The organism is Stagnihabitans lacustris (assembly GCF_025950525.1).
Taxonomy (GTDB): domain Bacteria; phylum Pseudomonadota; class Alphaproteobacteria; order Rhodobacterales; family Rhodobacteraceae; genus Stagnihabitans.
Genome location: NZ_JAPDGS010000001.1, coordinates 75673 through 89614, shown reverse-complemented (window position 1 = coordinate 89614; position 13942 = coordinate 75673). Strand labels below are relative to the sequence as shown.

Annotated in this window: 13 protein-coding genes; 3 read left to right on the top strand and 10 right to left on the bottom strand. The window is 65.6% G+C overall.

What is annotated here, in order from left to right:
* Positions 1–38 precede the first annotated feature (38 nt).
* Positions 39–722 carry a ribulose-phosphate 3-epimerase gene (rpe, locus tag NX862_RS00410; RefSeq protein WP_264491898.1) on the bottom strand — a complete coding sequence of 228 codons (684 nt, stop codon included), beginning with the start codon at positions 720–722 and terminating at the stop codon, positions 39–41.
* Positions 723–822: 100 nt separating this feature from the next.
* Here rpe and NX862_RS00405 point away from each other — a divergent pair, with 100 nt between their 5' ends.
* Positions 823–1794, top strand: a complete 972-nt coding sequence (locus NX862_RS00405) for a type I glyceraldehyde-3-phosphate dehydrogenase (RefSeq protein ID WP_264491897.1) — start codon at positions 823–825, stop codon at positions 1792–1794.
* A gap of 131 nt (positions 1795–1925) precedes the next feature.
* On the opposite strand, the gene gnd is transcribed toward NX862_RS00405, so the two are convergent.
* Both gnd and NX862_RS00395 read right to left on the bottom strand, forming a co-directional pair.
* Positions 1926–3329: an NADP-dependent phosphogluconate dehydrogenase gene (gene gnd / locus NX862_RS00400; protein ID WP_264491896.1), complete on the bottom strand. Its 1404-nt coding sequence runs from the start codon at positions 3327–3329 to the stop codon at positions 1926–1928.
* Positions 3326–4219 carry an SMP-30/gluconolactonase/LRE family protein gene (locus tag NX862_RS00395; protein ID WP_264491895.1) on the bottom strand — a complete coding sequence of 298 codons (894 nt, stop codon included), beginning with the start codon at positions 4217–4219 and terminating at the stop codon, positions 3326–3328. The genes gnd and NX862_RS00395 overlap by 4 nt, the downstream gene beginning before the upstream one ends.
* Positions 4220–4391: 172 nt before the next feature.
* On the opposite strand from NX862_RS00395, the gene deoC reads away from it, so the two are divergent.
* Complete coding sequence (deoC, locus tag NX862_RS00390) at positions 4392–5381, top strand: deoxyribose-phosphate aldolase (protein ID WP_264491894.1); 990 nt, start codon at positions 4392–4394, stop codon at positions 5379–5381.
* Positions 5382–5539: 158 nt separating this feature from the next.
* Complete coding sequence (locus tag NX862_RS00385; protein WP_264491893.1) at positions 5540–7873, top strand: aldehyde dehydrogenase family protein; 2334 nt, start codon at positions 5540–5542, stop codon at positions 7871–7873.
* A 96-nt stretch (positions 7874–7969) separates the two neighbouring features.
* On the opposite strand, the gene NX862_RS00380 is transcribed toward NX862_RS00385, so the two are convergent.
* The 7 genes from NX862_RS00380 to ffh form a co-directional block, all read right to left on the bottom strand.
* On the bottom strand, positions 7970–8971 hold the full coding sequence (locus NX862_RS00380; RefSeq protein ID WP_264491892.1) for an NAD-dependent epimerase/dehydratase family protein: 1002 nt from the start codon (positions 8969–8971) through the stop codon (positions 7970–7972).
* 250 nt (positions 8972–9221) lie between these two features.
* Entirely contained in the window at positions 9222–10043 is an 822-nt protein-coding gene (locus NX862_RS00375; protein ID WP_264491891.1) for a hypothetical protein, read from the bottom strand.
* A 294-nt stretch (positions 10044–10337) separates the two neighbouring features.
* Entirely contained in the window at positions 10338–10841 is a 504-nt protein-coding gene (gene rimM, locus NX862_RS00370; protein ID WP_264491890.1) for a ribosome maturation factor RimM, read from the bottom strand.
* Positions 10842–10926: 85 nt separating this feature from the next.
* Complete coding sequence (gene rpsP / locus NX862_RS00365; RefSeq protein ID WP_264491889.1) at positions 10927–11283, bottom strand: 30S ribosomal protein S16; 357 nt, start codon at positions 11281–11283, stop codon at positions 10927–10929.
* A 223-nt stretch (positions 11284–11506) separates the two neighbouring features.
* Positions 11507–11800 (bottom strand): chorismate mutase, encoded by a 294-nt coding sequence (locus tag NX862_RS00360; RefSeq protein ID WP_264491888.1) that lies wholly within the window; start codon positions 11798–11800, stop codon positions 11507–11509.
* Positions 11797–12294 carry a GNAT family N-acetyltransferase gene (locus NX862_RS00355; RefSeq protein ID WP_264491887.1) on the bottom strand — a complete coding sequence of 166 codons (498 nt, stop codon included), beginning with the start codon at positions 12292–12294 and terminating at the stop codon, positions 11797–11799. Before NX862_RS00355 ends, NX862_RS00360 begins: the two co-directional genes overlap by 4 nt.
* Positions 12291–13805 (bottom strand): signal recognition particle protein, encoded by a 1515-nt coding sequence (gene ffh / locus NX862_RS00350; RefSeq protein WP_264491886.1) that lies wholly within the window; start codon positions 13803–13805, stop codon positions 12291–12293. Before ffh ends, NX862_RS00355 begins: the two co-directional genes overlap by 4 nt.
* Positions 13806–13942: the final 137 nt, after the last annotated feature.

Here is a 13942-nt window from a genome sequence, read left to right as displayed (position 1 = left end):
CCCCGCCGCCCCGGGCTTGACCCGGGGCGCCAGCCCCCTCAGCCTTCCGCCGCCGCCCGCAAAGCCGCGATATTGGCGCCGTAAACCTGCGGGCGATCCACCGATCCCCCCTTGAACACGGTAGAGCCCGCGACCAGCACATCCGCCCCCGCCGCCACCAGGGCGCCCGCGTTTTCGACAGTCACCCCGCCGTCAATCTCGATATGCACCGGCCTGTCGCCAATCATCGCCCGCAAGGCGCGGATCTTGTCATAGGCGCTTTCGATCAGCTTTTGCCCGCCAAAGCCGGGGTTCACCGTCATCACGCAGATCACATCAACCATATCCAGCAGATAGGGCACCGCCTCGATCCCCGTCCCCGGGTTGATCGCCAACCCCGCCTTGCACCCAAGCCCGCGGATCGCCTGCAAGGTCCGATGGACATGCGGCCCGCTCTCCAAATGCGCGCTGATCACATCGGCCCCGGCCTTGGCATAGGCCTCAAGATAGGCATCCACCGGAGAAATCATCAGATGCACATCCATCACCCCGCGGATATGGGGCCGCAAAGCCGCGCACATCGCCGGACCAAAGGTCAGGTTCGGCACGAAATGCCCGTCCATCACATCGACATGGACCCAATCCGCGCCCTGATCCTCGATCGCCCGGCACTCCGCGCCGAAATTCGCGAAATCCGCCGACAGGATCGAGGGCGCAATCTTCACCGTCCTTGAAAATTCCATGCAAGCCTCCCTTTGCTTCGGACTGCCGTGGCCGCGCCTGCGAGTCAAGCCGGTTGCCAGGCCTGCGACAATATGATCAAAAGCGGCAGGAGGGCCCGTCATGCAGATTTTCCTCAACGGTTTCGGCCGCATCGGCAGGTCGATCCTGCGCGCCTGGGCCTCTGATCCCGCAGGTTGGCCGGGCCTGACCATCGCCGGGATCAATGACATCACCGATGCGGCGATGGCGGCCTATCTCTTTGAATATGACAGTGTCTTCGGTCCCTGGCGCGGGACAGTCAGCCTTGAAGGCACCACGCTTGCGGTGAATGGCCACAAGATCCCGCTTTACCGCACGCCGGACATTTCCACCCTGGACCTGAGCCGGATCGACCTGGTGATGGAATGCACCGGTCGCGCCGATGCCGTCGAGGTCGCAAGCCTTGGCCTGCAGGCCGGCGCCCGGCGGGTCTTGATCTCGGGCCCTTCCAAGGCGGCCGAACTGACCGTGGTCCTTGGCGCCAACGACCACCGGATCGCGGATCAGCGCCTGATCTCCAACGCGTCTTGCACCACCAATGCGCTGGCGCCCTTGGCGAAACTGATCCACGCCAATTGGGGCATCGTCACCGGGTCGATGACCACGATCCATTGCTATACCGGGTCGCAGCCCACGACCGACGCCCCCGCCGCCGACTACGCCCGCTCGCGCGCGGCGGCGCTCTCGATGGTGCCCACCACGACCTCCGCCCAGCGCCTGCTGGACATGGTCCTTCCCGAGATCGCCGGTCGCATCGAAGGCTCTGCCGTCCGCGTGCCGACCGCTTCCGTCTCCGCCGTGGATCTGTCCCTGATGCTGGAGCGCCCGACGACGGTCGCGCAGGTCAACGCCGCCTTCCAGACGGCCCAAGGCGTCATCGGCGCCACCGACCGCCCGTTGGTCTCGTCGGACCTGCGCGCCAGGCCGGAAAGCATCGTGATGGCCCTGCCCGAAACCCGCCTGACCAAGGGCGGCATGCTGCGCGTCTTCGGCTGGTATGACAACGAATGGGGCTTTTCCAACCGCATGCTGGATGTTGCGGCAAGGCTCTGATTTCGCACTGGCTCAAATATTCACGGGGTTTCCAAAGGGGCCCGTGGGCCCCTTTGGCGCGGGGGTGCGGGGGGCGCGCAGCCCCCCGCTTCCGCCCGATGGACCCAAGCGCGACAGCGCGCCGGGGGCCATCAGGCCATATGCCCACCCCAGGGCCCATGCAGCCCGGTCCCGGACTGATCCAGCCGCTCAAACCCATGGGCGCCAAAGAAGTCGCGCTGCCCCTGGATCATGTTGGCCGTCGACCGCCCCGTCCGCATCATGTCAAACCACGCCAGCCCCTGCGACAGCGCCGGCATCGCCAGCCCATGCGCCACGCCCGCAGCCACAACGGCCCGAAGCCCGGGGACCGAGGCCTTCAGATGGCTTGCAAAGAACGGCGCCAGCATCAGGTTGCGGTCCGGATGCTCTTCCAGCGCCACCGCCATGTCGTTCAGCATGGTCGAACGAATGATACAGCCCTCGCGCCAGACCCGGGCAATCGCGGGCAAGGGCAAGGCCCAGCCGAACTCACGCCCTGCCGCCACGATCAGGTCAAAGCCCTGCGCATAGCACAGGATTTTCCCGGCAATCATCGCCTGCTCCAGCTGTGCGACGCTCACCGCCCCCGGGGGCAAGGCGACCGGCGCCGCGCCGAACTCTGCCTGACCCAAAAGCCGCTCGTCCAACCGGGCCGAGACATTGCGCGCCATCACCGCCGCTTCGATCACCGGAATGGGCGCCGACAGGTTCTGCGCCTCGATCACCGTCCAGCGCCCGGTGCCCTTTTGGCCCGCACGGTCCAGGATCACGTCCAGCATCGGCTTGTCGCCATCAACCGCCTTGGCCACCGCCGCCGAAATCTCGACCAGATAGCTTTGCAAGGGCCCCTCGTTCCAGGCCTGGAACACATCCCCGACCTCCGAGGCCTTCAGGCCAAGCCCGTCGCGCATCACGCCATAAATCTCGGCGATCATCTGCATATCGGCATATTCGATGCCGTTATGCACCGCCTTGACGAAATGCCCCGCGCCGCCCGGCCCCATATGGGTCGCGCAAGGCGTGCCCTGATACTTGGCCGAAATCGCCTCCAGCACCGGCGCCACACGCGCCCAATCGCCCGCATCTCCGCCGCCCATGATCGACGGCCCATGCCGCGCGCCCTCTTCGCCGCCCGAGACGCCCATGCCCAGGAACCGATAACCCGAGGCCGCAGCCGCCCGCCGGTCCGTGTCGTGGAAATTGGCATTGCCCGCGTCAATGATCAGGTCATCGGCGTCCAACAGCGGCCTCAACGCCTCGATCTGCTGATCCACCGCAGCGCCCGCCGGCACCATCAGGATGATCGCCCGCGGCTTGGCAATCGCCGCCACCAGCTCTTCCAGCGTTTCGGTCGGAACAATGCGCGAGGCCAGCTCTCCGGCCCCCGCCGCGAAGTCCCGCGTCACCTGGGTCGTGCGGTTCCAGACCGCGATGGGAAAGCCCTTTTCCGCGATATTCAGGGCCAGCATGGCCCCCATGGTGCCGAGCCCGATCAAACCGATTTGTGCGGTCATGGGTGCTGCACTCCCTTTCTGTTTAGCGCTAACGCATAAAGACTCGTGGTGGCGGTGATGTAAAGCACATGCTTTTCCCGCCCGCCAAAGCACAGATTTGAAACGATTTCCGGCACGATGATGCGTCCCAGAAGCGTCCCGTCGGGCGCCACGCAATGCACCCCGTCCCCAGCCGAGGACCAGATGTTTCCGTCCGCATCCGCCCTGATCCCATCCGCCGCCCCGGGCTGGATCGCATGGAAGACGCGCCCCCCCAAGGGCCGCCCCGCAACCATGTCAAACACCCGGATATGGGTCGGATCGCCCATCCCGATCCGCCCGGTATCGGCCACGTAAAGCAGGCTCTCATCGGGGGAAAAACACAGTCCGTTGGGGCAGTTCATGTCGGTGATCACCGCCTCCAGCACCCCCGAAGGGTCGATGCGATAGACATGGCAGGGCAATTCCTGTTCCGCCTGATAGCCCTCGTAGTTCGAACCGATCCCGTAATGCGGATCGGTGAACCAGACCGCGCCATCCGCGCTGACCACCACGTCATTCGGCGAATTCAGCCGTCGCCCCTGATAGCTGTCGGCCAAGACCGTGATCCGCCCGTCATGCTCGGTCCGCGTCACCGCCCGCGTGCCATGCTCACAAGACACCAACCGCCCCAGCCGGTCGCGCGTGTGCCCGTTCGAGAAGTTCGACGGCGCGCGGTAAGTCGAAATCCCCTGCCCCGGCGTATAGCGCAGGATGCGGTTGTTCGGGATATCGCTGAACAGCAGACACCCCGCATCGCCGAACCAGACCGGCCCTTCGACCCAGTCAAACCCGGTCGCCAGCTTTTTCACCGGCGCATTGAACATGACAAAGCGGTCGAACCGCGGGTCATAGCTTTCAAAGAACGACATATCCCCCCCAAATCAGCCGGAATCACCGGATCAGACCATATGTGATCGTTAACATTCCCACCAGAGCGACTTTCTGACCAAACAGTCAGATTTTCACCGAAAGGCCTAGGTCCCACCTTGCCAGCCTTGGCCCGCCCGTGCAAACCTCTGGCCAGCCAAAGGGAGGCAGGGCATGGAAGCCATATCAGAGATCACAGCCCATCACTTGCCCCAGGTGACCCATGCCCGCAACCCCGGCATGGCGCTGGATCTGGACTGGGTGGCGGGGGTGCAGGCCAATACCTCGGCGATCGAGCGCCGGGCCGCGACCATCGGCGCGCGCCGCTCGGTGAAAAAGGATTTCCAGGCCGCCTGGCTTCTCAAGGCCATCAGCCTGATCGACCTGACGACGCTGTCGGGCGACGACACCGCCGGCCGCGTCCGCAGACTTTGCGCCAAGGCCCGCCAGCCGGTGCGGGCGGAGATGCTGCAGGCCCTGGGCCTGCCGGGCCTGAAGGTCGGCGCGGTCTGCGTCTATCACGACATGGTGGAAACAGCCGTTCAGGCGCTGGAGGGCTCTGGCATCCCGGTGGCCGCGGTGTCCACGGGCTTTCCGGCGGGCCTCTCGCCCCTGCATCTGCGGATGGCGGAAATCGGCGAAAGCGTCCGGGCGGGGGCTGCGGAGATTGACATCGTGATCTCGCGTCGCCATGTCCTGACCGGCAATTGGCAGGCGCTGTTTGACGAAATGCGCGAGATGCGCGCGGCCTGTGGCGATGCCCATGTCAAGGCGATCCTGGCCACCGGCGAACTTGGCACGCTGCGCAACGTCGCCCGCGCCTCCCTCATCTGCATGATGGCGGGCGCCGATTTCATCAAGACCTCGACCGGCAAAGAGGGCGTCAACGCGACGCTGCCCGTCACCCTGACCATGATCCGCGCGATCCGCGACTATCAGGACCGCACGGGGATCAAAGTGGGCTACAAACCGGCGGGCGGCATCGCCAAGGCGAAAGACGCCCTCACCTATATGGCCTTGATGAAAGAGGAAATGGGCCATCCTTGGCTGCAACCCGACCTCTTCCGTTTCGGCGCCTCCTCGCTTCTGGGCGATATCGAGCGCCAGTTGGAACACCACCTGACCGGCCATTATTCGGCCAGCAACCGCCATGCGATGGGCTAAGAGAGGGGCGCTGCCCCTCGGCCTTCGGCCTCACCCCGGGATATTTGGGAAAAGATGAAACGAAAGAATGCGCCTCCCTTTCATCTTTTCATAAATATCCCCGCCGGAGGCGCACCTCTGCCCCCCGCGTTCCCCTTCGATCCCTCGGGAGACACGCCATGACCAAACCCACGATCCGCGAGATTTTTGACAGCATGGACTATGGCACAGCGCCCGAGGGCAATTCCGAGGCCAAGGCCTGGCTTTCCCGGCATCAGCGCTTTGGCCATTGGATCGACGGCGCCTTCACAGCGCCCGGGGCGACTTTTGCCACGCGGAACCCGGCCACCGGGGATATCTTGGCCGAGGTGACGCAGGGCACCTCTGACGATGTGGCGCTGGCCGTGGCGGCCGCGCGCAAGGCGCAGTCGAAATGGGCGCGGATCGGCGGGGCTGCGCGGGCGCGGGTGCTTTATGCCCTGGCCCGGCTGGTGCAGAAACATGCGCGGCTGTTTGCGGTCCTGGAAACCATGGACAACGGCAAGCCGATCCGGGAATCTCGCGACATCGACATCCCCCTGGTCGCCCGGCATTTCTATTACCACGCGGGGCTTGCCCAGCTGCTGGACAGCGAAATCCCGGGGCATGAGCCGCAAGGGGTCTGCGCTGCCGTGATCCCCTGGAACTTCCCGCTTCTGATGCTGGCCTGGAAGGTCGCCCCCGCCCTCGCCGCAGGCAACACGGTGGTGCTGAAGCCCGCCGAATATACGCCGCTGACTGCGCTTCTGTTTGCGGAAATCTCGAAAGAGGCCGGCCTGCCCAAGGGCGTGCTCAACATCATCACAGGCGATGGCGAGACCGGCGCGGCGCTTGTCGCGGCCGACGTCGACAAGGTGGCCTTCACCGGCTCGACCTCGGTCGGGCGCAAGATCCGTCAGGCCACGGCAGGCACCGGCAAGGCCCTGACCCTGGAGCTGGGCGGCAAGTCGCCCTATATCGTCTTTGACGACGCCGATCTGGACTCGGCGGTCGAGGGGCTGGTGGATGCGATCTGGTTCAACGGCGGCCAGGTTTGCTGTGCGGGAAGCAGGCTTCTGGTGCAAGAGGGCGTCGCGGACCGCTTCCTGACCAAGCTGAAACGCCGGATGGATGCCCTGCGCATCGGCGACCCTTTGGACAAATCCATCGACGTCGGCGCCATCGTCGATCCGGTGCAGTTGGCCGCCATCACGGCCCTGGTCGATGCCAACCCCTCCGGCGAGATCTACCGCGCCGCCTGCCCGCTGCCCGAGGGCTGCTTCTATCCGCCGACGCTGATCAGCGGCCTGCAGGCGGCCGATACCCTGATGCAGGAGGAAATCTTCGGCCCCGTTCTGGTCTCGACCACCTTCCGCACGCCGTCCGAGGCGGTCGAGATCGCCAACAACACGCGTTACGGCCTGGCAGCCAGCATCTGGACCGAGAATGTGAACCTGGCGCTGGACCTTGCGCCCAAGATCAAAGCCGGGGTCGTCTGGGTCAATGCGACCAACCTTTTCGACGCGGCGGCGGGTTTTGGCGGCATCCGCGAAAGCGGCTTTGGCCGCGAAGGCGGTTGGGAGGGGCTTGCGGCCTATCTGAAACCCTCGGCCAAGACCAAGGCCCTGGCGCCGGTGGCGCTGACCGATGCCGCCATCGAGCAGGTCCCCGACATGGACCGCACCGCCAAACTGTTCATCGGCGGCAAGCAGGCGCGCCCCGATGGCGGCTATTCGCGCGCCGTCGTGGCCAAGGGCAAGCTTTTGGGCCATGTGGGCCTGGGCTCGCGCAAGGACATCCGCAACGCGGTCGAGGCCGCCCATGCCGCGAAAGGCTGGGGGCGGACGACCGGGCACAACCGGGCGCAGATCCTGTATTACATCGCGGAAAACCTTTCGGCCCGGGCTGATGAATTCGCCAAACGGATCAAGGATCAGACTGGCAAATCCGGGGCGGAGGAAGTGGCCGCCGCCGTGGACCGGCTGTTCACTTTTGCCGCCTGGGCCGACAAATACGAAGGCGCGGTGAAACCGGTGCCGATGCGTGGCCTGGCCGTAGCGGTCCATGAGCCTGTGGGCGTGATAGGCTGTCTTTGCCCGGACGAGGCGCCTTTGCTGGGCCTCGTCTCGGTGATGGGCGCAGGGATCGCCATGGGCAACACGATGGTCCTGGTGCCCTCGGAACTGGCCCCCCTGACGGCCACCGATTTCTATCAGGTGCTGGAGACCTCTGACCTGCCCGCCGGCGTGGTCAATATCGTCACCGGCAGCGCTGCGGAATTGGCCAAGCCTTTGGCCGGGCATCTGGATGTGGATGCGGTCTGGAGCTTCTCCAGCCAGCCTTTGTCCACGCTGATCGAGAAAGAGGCGGCGGGGAACCTGAAGCGCACCTGGGTCAACCATGGCCGCGCCCGCGATTGGACCCAAGCCGACGCCCGCGCCTTTCTGGCCCAGGCGACCGAGGTCAAGACGATCTGGGTGCCCTACGGCGAGTGAGCCCTCTCCGCCTGCTGCTGCCCTCTCCGCGAGGGCAGCGCGGGTGGCGCGGGGTGGGTGGGTGGGAGCGCCGCCCGCGCTGCCCGGGCTCCGCTCTCACACCCCGTAATAATCGCGATACCAGTCCACAAAGGCCTGCACGCCCTCCCGCACATCGGTCTTCGGCGCATAGCCGGTCAGGCGGCGCAGAAGGTCTGCATTGGCCCAGGTCGCGGGCACATCGCCCTTTTGCATCGGCATGTAATTGCGGATGGCCTTGCGCCCGGTGGCGGCCTCGATCGCCTCGACGAAATCCAGCAGTTTGACCTTGTCAGAGTTCCCGATATTGACCACCCGCCAAGGCGCTGCGGGGGACAGGCTGTCGCCCTCCACCGCCTGGCCCAGCACCGGGGGGGTGTCGATCAACAGGCGGATGGCCTCGACCAGGTCGGTGACATAGGTGAAGTCGCGATACATCTCACCGTGGTTATAGATGTCCAGAGCCTCGCCCTTCAGGATGGCTTGGACGAATTTATACAATGCCATGTCGGGGCGGCCCCAGGGGCCATAGACGGTGAAAAACCGGAACATCGTCGTGGGGATGCCCCACAGATGGGCATAGGCATGGCCCATGCTTTCGGTCGCCTTCTTGGTCGCCGCATAGATCGTCAGCTGATGATCGGCACGGTCGGTCTCGGTGAAGGGCATCACCTCATTCGCGCCATAGGCCGAAGAGGTCGAGGCCATCAGAAGATGCGCGACCTTGTGACGCCGCGCGACTTCCATCACGTTGAAGCTGCCCACCACATTGGCGTCGATATAGGCGCGGGGGTTCTCCAAGGAGTAGCGAACCCCGGCCTGGGCGGCGAGGTGGACGATCACATCGGGGGCAAAGGCATCGGCACCGCGGTCCAGCGTCTCGCGGTCCTCTAGCTGGGCCTCGATGGTGGTGAAGCCGGGGTTTTGCAACAGGATCTGATGGCGGCGCTGTTTCAGCCGCACGTCGTAGTAATCCGACATGCCGTCATAGCCCTGGACCCGAAAGCCGTGGTCCAACAGCAGCTTGGCTAGGTGGAAGCCAATGAAACCGGCCGTGCCGGTGATCAGGACCTTGCGCATGCGGTTCTCCTTTGCGCCTGAATGGCCGAGGGGGGGGCTTTTGTCCAGCGCGGCGCGACTTGGCAAGCGAGCGGGGGCCAGCCCCCGCACCCCCGGAGATATTTGGATCAGTATGAAAGGGGGCGCCCTGCCGCGGTTGAAATCGCGGCGGGTGCGGGGTAAACTGCGCCTGCGGGCACGCGAAGATCGGTGATGGTCCAGGAAGCTCCCCGTGGCGGCGGCCAGATCCCCTTCGGTCGCCAATTCCCCTTCAGGCGGGCTGCAAGATGCCCTCGATCAGGCCAGCAAGGCGCCCCAGGGCCAGGGCGGCGGCGGGGTCCTGGGCCATCGCCGCGCGCAACGCAGCGGGGGGCGGGAAATCGGCGGCCAGGGTCGGGTCATCCTCCAGCACCCGCAGCGCGCGGGTGGCATAAAGGCTCAGGTCCTCGGGCGCGGGGGGGAAGAGGCTGGCGGCATAGCGGGAGCCGGCAAAAAAGGCCGCCATCTCGGGATCGGTGGCCTGGATCACGCGCGCCCGGGCAAAGACCGGCCCCGGGGCCGCGGCCAGGGCCTCGCGCAGGTCCTGGGGATCGGCGCGTGAGGCCATCAGATGCGCTTGCAGCTGCAGTTCGGAGGCGGTGTCGGGCAGGCGCGTCAGGGCGGTCATCAGGGGCCCGGGACCCTCGGGCGCGGCCGTCCCCAGGCGATGGGCCAGCGGGTCGAAGTCCTGGCTGGGCTTGGGCCAGGTCAGGCGCGACAGCGGCACCGACAGAAAGGACAGCGCCGCCGGGAACCAGAAGGGCAGCGCCACCCGCATCCCCATGACCCCGCCAAAACCGCGCCCCAAGGCGAAGCAGATCACGACCAGCAGCGCCTGGGTGGCCAAGAGGGACGCCAGCGCCACCAGGGCCTCGGGGCGGCGGACCTGGTCCGGCGTGGGCCACAGATGCGGGCGCAGGATGACGCTCCACAGGGTAAAGATCGCGACAAAGGGCAGGACCATGGCCCAGCCATGCCCCGACAGCCCCGCCAAAAGCGGGCCCATATACAGCAGCGCGGTTGCGCCCTGCAGGAGGCGCAGGCGGGTCGTCATCGGAAACCTCGGGTGTTGAAAGAGGTTAACTTCTCACCCAAGGCGGGGGCTCCGTCCAGTGCCTCGGCGTGCGGGGGGCGAAATTATTGACCTTTCGGTCGGGAAATGCAGCCAAGGCTTGCAGCTGTGGCGCTGCCTCTTCCGGGGGTTGCGCCGGGCATGCAGGGGGGAGGGCCTTGACGGGGGGCGGCGGCTGTGGTGCGCTGCCCTGGCCGAAACGCTGCGGCGGTGTGTGCCCTTACAGGTGTCAGGCGGGGCGGTCAGAGCACCCTGGCCGCCCGATTTGGCCGAAGCCTACTCTGCCACATCCGGCGGGTCGGCCACGATGCGACCCGCGGTCAGATCGACCGTCGGCACCACGGCCATGGTAAAGGGCAGAAGCAGCGCCTTGGGCCCCGCGACCTCCAGGATATCGCCCGCGCCGTGATTATGCACCGCGCGCACCGTCCCCAGCAGCGCGCCTTGCGTGTCGCGGACCTCGAGGCCGATCAGGTCGGCGTGGTAGAATTCATCGTCGGGCAGACGCGGCAGACGGGATTTCTCGGCGTAAAGTTCGGTGCCCTTCATGGCCTCGGCCTCTTCGCGGGTCTCGATCCCCTTGACGCGGGCCGACATGCCGCCCGCCACGTCGCGGGTCAGCTTGATCTGGAACTGACGGCTGCCATCGGCGGTGTAAAGCGGGCCATAGGCCGCGATATCCTCGGGCATGGCGCAAAAGCTTTTCAGCCGGACTTCGCCCTGGACACCGAAAGCGCCCGACAGGACGCCAACGCAGATAAGATCAGAGGGATCGGGCATTTGGGCCTCTTGGAAACACGCACGGGCGGCAAGGTGCCGCCCGCGGAAGGTTTTGTCCAGTCAGACCGCCAAAGCGGCCCGGGGCTTATTCGGCAGCTTCGGGAGCGGCGGCAGCAGCGGCCTTCTTCTTGGCGCGCTCGGTCATGGCCTTGCCGGGGACGGCTGCCTTGGGGTTGTTGCGGACGGTCTTGGCCAGCACGCCAGCGGCTTCCAGGAAGCGGGCGACGCGGTCGGTCGGCTGGGCGCCCTTGGCGAGCCAGGCCTTGACCTTGTCCAGGTCCATCTTCACGCGGTTTTCGTTGTCCTTGGCCAGCATCGGGTCATAGATGCCCAGCTTTTCGATGAAGCGGCCGTCGCGCGGCATGCGCGAGTCGGTGGCGACGATCGAATAGTGCGGGCGCTTCTTGGAGCCACCACGGGCGAGGCGGATTTTCATGGACATGGGATAGTCTCCTTGGTTGTTGGTCTTGGCGCGAAGGCCGGTTGCTTGGCGCTTCCGCACCGGGTTCAGTGTGGCGCTTGCGCGCCGGGGGTTCAGTGTGGCGCTTGCGCGCCGGGGGTTCAGTGTGGCGCTTGCGCGCCGGGGGTCTTCTGGGGGCCTTCTTGCCCCCGTCTTCGGTAGGGTGCGTGATGTCACGCACCTTTGGCGGAGGCGATTGCGCGCCCTACTTCTGCAACTTCTCGTGGTGGCGGATCACTTCCGAGATGATGAAGTTCAGGAATTTCTTGGCGAATTCGGGGTCGAGGTCGGCATCACGGGCCAAAGCCTCCAGCCTTTCGATCTGGCGGGATTCCCGCGTGGGATCAGACGGCGGCAGGGCGTGTTCGGCCTTGAGCTTGCCGACCGATTGCGTGTGCTTGAAGCGTTCGGCCAGGGTATAGACCAGGATCGCATCCAGCCGGTCGATCGAGGCGCGGTGCTCGCGCAGGATCTCTGCCGCACGTTGGGTGTCGCTCATGCAGGCCTCCTGTGGCGGTAGACAAGCGTTTCGGAGCCCATGGAGACGGCCTGAGGGTCGATTGCGGCGCCCAGCTTTTCGGCCACCCGCCGCGAGGGGGCGTTGTCGCGGCCAACATAGCTGACCAGTGTCGCAAGCCCGCGCGGACCCAAGGCCCAGTCGCGCACGACGGAGGCAGCCTCGGGCGCATAGCCCTGACCCTGATGGCCGTCATAGACCATCCAGCCGATCTCGGTCTCGGGGAACAGCGGACCGCCGTTCAGGCTGATCGACCCGACAAGCTGGCCGTCCTTTTCCATCATCAGCGCGCCAAAACCCTGCAAAGGCCAAAGCGCAACATCGGAGGTGAAATAGGCCCAGGCGCCCTTGGTGTCCAAAGGCCCGCCGACGCCACCCGACCGCCCACCCGCCAGAAAGGCGGCATAGGTCGGGAAGTCCTCCATCACCGGAGGACGAAGCGTCAGACGCGCCGTATGAAGAACGGGCGCGGTCATTTCTTTTTGAACATCCCCGACAGGCCCGAGGGCAGGCCCATGCCGCCACCCAGCCCCGGAAGGCGCGGCATCCCGCCCATACCGGATTTCATCGCCTTGGCAGCCTCTTCCAGCTGCTTGGGGTCCATGTTCTTCAGGTCGGGCATCCCGGCCCCACCCCCGGAATTTTTCGCGCCCATCATCTGGGCAATGGCCTGCTTCATCATGCCGCCCTTGCCCATCTTTTTCATCATGTCAGCCATCTGCTGATGCTGTTTCAAAAGACGGTTCAGCTCTTGCACCTCGACCCCTGCCCCCGAGGCGATCCGGCGCTTGCGCGAGGCCTGCAACAGGTCGGGGTTCGCCCGTTCCTTTTTGGTCATCGACTGGATCAACGCGATCTGACGCTTCAGCATACGGTCGTCGAAACCGGCCTTTTCCGCCGCCTTGGCCATGCCGCCCATGCCGGGCAACATCCCCATGATCGACTGCATCCCGCCCATTTTCAGCATCTGTTCCAGCTGCATCCGCAGGTCGTTCATGTTGAACAGACCCTTCTGGAAGCGCTTGGCCATGCGTTCGGCCTGTTCGGCCTCAAAGGTCTCGCGGGCGCGTTCGACCAGGGCCACGATGTCGCCCATGCCAAGGATTCGGCCCGCGACACGTTCGGCGTCAAAGACCTCCAGCGCGTCCATCTTTTCGCCAAGACCGACAAAGCGGATCGGCTTGCCGGTCACGGCCCGCATCGAGAGCGCCGCGCCGCCGCGCCCGTCGCCGTCCATCCGCGTCAGGACAACACCCGAGATGCCAACCTTGCCGTTGAACTCGGCCGCGACATTGACCGCGTCTTGGCCGGTCAGACCATCGACAACCAAAAGCGTCTCGCGCGGGTCGGCGATGTCGCGGACGGCCTGAACCTCGTCCATCAGGACTTCGTCGATGTGCAGACGGCCGGCGGTGTCGAGGAACAGCACGTCATAGCCGCCGAAAGAGGCCTGCTGCTTGGCCCGGCGCGCGATCTGCACCGCGGTTTCGCCCTTGACGATGGGCAGGCTGTCGACGCCCACTTGCCCGGCCAGGATCGCCAGCTGCTCCATCGCGGCGGGACGGTTGGTGTCCAAAGACGCCAGCAGAACGCGCTTGTTGTTCTTTTCCTTCAACCGCTTGGCGAGTTTCGCCGTCGTGGTCGTTTTGCCCGACCCCTGCAAACCCACCATCAGGATGGTCGAGGGCGGGTTGTCGATCTTCAAAGCCTCGGGCGCGCCCTCACCGGCCAGGACCGCGATCAGCTCGTCATGGACGATCTTGACGACCTGCTGGCCCGGCGTGACCGACTTGGTCACGGCCTGACCCGTCGCCCGCGCCGTCACCTTCTTGATGAAGTCGCGCGCCACGGGAAGCGAAACGTCGGCCTCCAGCAAAGCCGTGCGCACTTCGCGCAGCGCGGCTTCGACATCGGCTTCGGACAAGGCCCCCTGCTTGGTCAGGCGGTCAAAGACGCTGCCAAGGCGTTCGGAAAGGCTCTCGAACATCATACGCTCCATCGCGCGTTAAAGACTCTGGCGGCCAAAGCGGTAAAGCACCCGTGGGCGCAACGCGCTGACGGATGGCGATCCCGGCCATGGCCAAGGGACCGGAAGCCTGGTGCCTCCGGGGAATTGGCGCTGAC

What these genes read in the sequence shown, in the direction of transcription:
- NX862_RS00355 (WP_264491887.1), bottom strand. Translation starts at nt 12,294, where the DNA reads ATGACCGCGCCCGTTCTTCATACGGCGCGTCTGACGCTTCGTCCTCCG.
- NX862_RS00395 (WP_264491895.1), bottom strand. Translation starts at nt 4,219, where the DNA reads ATGTCGTTCTTTGAAAGCTATGACCCGCGGTTCGACCGCTTTGTCATG.
- NX862_RS00375 (WP_264491891.1), bottom strand. Translation starts at nt 10,043, where the DNA reads ATGACGACCCGCCTGCGCCTCCTGCAGGGCGCAACCGCGCTGCTGTAT.
- NX862_RS00385 (WP_264491893.1), top strand. Translation starts at nt 5,540, where the DNA reads ATGACCAAACCCACGATCCGCGAGATTTTTGACAGCATGGACTATGGC.
- rpsP (WP_264491889.1), bottom strand. Translation starts at nt 11,283, where the DNA reads ATGTCCATGAAAATCCGCCTCGCCCGTGGTGGCTCCAAGAAGCGCCCG.
- gnd (WP_264491896.1), bottom strand. Translation starts at nt 3,329, where the DNA reads ATGACCGCACAAATCGGTTTGATCGGGCTCGGCACCATGGGGGCCATG.
- NX862_RS00360 (WP_264491888.1), bottom strand. Translation starts at nt 11,800, where the DNA reads ATGAGCGACACCCAACGTGCGGCAGAGATCCTGCGCGAGCACCGCGCC.
- deoC (WP_264491894.1), top strand. Translation starts at nt 4,392, where the DNA reads ATGGAAGCCATATCAGAGATCACAGCCCATCACTTGCCCCAGGTGACC.
- rimM (WP_264491890.1), bottom strand. Translation starts at nt 10,841, where the DNA reads ATGCCCGATCCCTCTGATCTTATCTGCGTTGGCGTCCTGTCGGGCGCT.
- NX862_RS00380 (WP_264491892.1), bottom strand. Translation starts at nt 8,971, where the DNA reads ATGCGCAAGGTCCTGATCACCGGCACGGCCGGTTTCATTGGCTTCCAC.
- rpe (WP_264491898.1), bottom strand. Translation starts at nt 722, where the DNA reads ATGGAATTTTCAAGGACGGTGAAGATTGCGCCCTCGATCCTGTCGGCG.
- ffh (WP_264491886.1), bottom strand. Translation starts at nt 13,805, where the DNA reads ATGTTCGAGAGCCTTTCCGAACGCCTTGGCAGCGTCTTTGACCGCCTG.
- NX862_RS00405 (WP_264491897.1), top strand. Translation starts at nt 823, where the DNA reads ATGCAGATTTTCCTCAACGGTTTCGGCCGCATCGGCAGGTCGATCCTG.